Origin of the sequence: Chryseobacterium mucoviscidosis, assembly GCF_002177115.1 — a bacterium.
In the GTDB taxonomy this organism is placed as follows: domain Bacteria; phylum Bacteroidota; class Bacteroidia; order Flavobacteriales; family Weeksellaceae; genus Chryseobacterium; species Chryseobacterium mucoviscidosis.
Map to the genome: position 1 here is coordinate 1 of NZ_MVAG01000211.1, position 252 is coordinate 252.

Annotated in this window: 1 pseudogene; it reads left to right on the forward strand. The window is 42.1% G+C overall.

Annotation, left to right across the window (positions count from 1 at the left end):
- Positions 1 to 252, forward strand: a pseudogene (locus B0E34_RS22930) (hypothetical protein); the annotation flags it as partial.

Sequence of the window (252 nt, forward strand, 5' to 3'; positions counted from 1 at the left end):
TTTCCTCAAAATTTTCCGTAAGATCAACGAAGGATTGAATCCTAAACAAAAGCTTGCTCTCCAGCTACTTGGAGGAGTGATTTTCTACCTCTTTTATGAGCGTGGTGGCGACATGCTTTCAGTCTTTGGCTACCAAGTACATCTGGGCATTTTCTATATTTTCTTTGCCCTTTTCTGGCTAGTTGGCTTTTCAAATGCGGTGAATCTGACGGACGGGATTGACGGCTTAGCAAGTATTTTAGTGGTGATTAG